This window comes from Fundidesulfovibrio sp. (assembly GCF_058402725.1).
In genome coordinates, this window is record NZ_JBZVFJ010000339.1 from 1 (window position 1) to 1,632 (window position 1,632).

The 1,632-nt window shown below is 66.9% G+C and carries 2 protein-coding genes; both read right to left on the reverse strand.

Annotation, left to right across the window (positions count from 1 at the left end):
• Positions 1–5: 5 nt before the first annotated feature.
• Positions 6–818, reverse strand: coding sequence for a 2-oxoacid:ferredoxin oxidoreductase subunit beta (locus ACV4UX_RS19360; RefSeq protein ID WP_491594908.1), 813 nt, complete (start codon positions 816–818; stop codon positions 6–8).
• 1 nt (position 819) lies between these two features.
• A partial coding sequence (locus ACV4UX_RS19365; RefSeq protein ID WP_491594909.1) for a 2-oxoacid:acceptor oxidoreductase subunit alpha occupies positions 820–1,632 on the reverse strand: 813 nt, incomplete at its 5' end.

Below are 1,632 nucleotides of genomic sequence, written 5' to 3' on the forward strand. Positions count from 1 at the left end.
GCTCCTTACGCCTGGGCGGCCCGTTCCATGGCCTGCCGGACGATCTTGTCGTATTCCTCGCAGTACTCGGGCATCTGCCGGTCCACGAAGATCCCTCGTTCGATGAGTTCGGGATTGTCCTGGAGCTCGGGCGACCCCACGGGCACGGTGATCTCCTTGTAGCGGCGCATCATCTCCACCGCGCCGCCCTCCTTGTTCTTGCGCCCGAAATAGGTGGGGCACTGGCTGAAGATCTCCACCACGGAGAATCCCTTGTGGCTGATGGCCCGGGCCAGGATCTTGGACATCTCGCGCACGTGGTAGGTGGTGGTGCGCGCCACGAAGGTGGCCCCGGCGGCGCGGGCCAGTTCGGCCACGTCGAACATGGGGTCGATGGTGCCGCCGGGGGCCGTGGTGGCCTTGAGCCCCGGGCCGGTGAGGGGCGAGAACTGCCCGCCGGTCATGCCGTAGATGCGGTTGTTCATCACGATGGCGGTGATGTCGATGTTGCGCCGTGCGGCGTGGATGAAGTGGTTGCCGCCGATGGCCAGGGCGTCGCCGTCGCCCATGGGCACGATGAGCTTCAATTCGGGGCGCGAGAGTTTCACGCCCGTGGCGAAGGCCAGGGCGCGCCCGTGCAGGGTGTGCAGGGTGTGGAAGTCCACATAGCCCGAGATGCGCGACGAGCAGCCGATGCCCGAGACCATGACGATGTCGTTCTTGGGGATGCCCAGCCCGTCCACGGCGCGCAGAAGCCCGCCCAGAACGATGCCGTGGCCGCAGCCCGGACACCAGATGTGCGGGAAGAACCGGGAGCGGATGTAATCCTTGACGGCCACGTCAGACCCCCTTTCCCTGGATGAGGCGCATGAGGTTCATGATGTCCTCGGGCGCGATGAACACGCCGTCGTAGCGGTTGACCAGGAAGACCCGGTCGGGGTGGTCCACGGCGATCTTCACCTGGTCCACCACCTGGCCGAGGTTCATCTCCACCACGATCACGCAGCGCGCCCGGGCGCAGGCCTCGCGCACGGCTTCCTGGGGGAAGGGCCAGAGGGTCTGGAGTTCCAGCAGGCCGAAGCGTTCGCAGAAGAGGAGGCGCTCCTCCACCACCTGGCGCACGGTGCGCGCCGAGGAGCCGTAGGAGACGAACACGTACTCGGCGTCTTCCAGGAAGAAGCCCTTGGTCTTGCAGATCTGGGCGGTGTTGGTCTCGATCTTGTCCACGAGGTGGCGCATGAGGTCGCGCACGATGCGGGGGTTGTCGGTGGGGAAGCCCCACATGTCGTGGAAGAGGCCGGTGACGTTGTAGCGGTGCACGCCCCCGAAGTCGGACATGGGGAGGCGTCCGTCCTCGCGGGGCAGGTAGGGGTGGTAGTTCACGCCCTCCTTCACCTGGGTGCGCAGGCGCTCCGTCAGGGGCAGCTCGCCGGCCTCGGGCAGCAGGAGCTTCTCGCGCATGTGGCCCACCACCTCGTCGAAGAGCAGGATCACGGGCGTGCGGTAGGTTTCGGCCATGTTGAAGGCCTCCACCGTCATGGCGAACACTTCCTGGTGGTTGGAGGCCGTGAGGCAGATGACGGCGTGGTCGCCGTGGGTGCCCCAGCGGGCCTGGTTCACGTCGCCCTGGCTCACGTGGGTGGGGACGCCCGT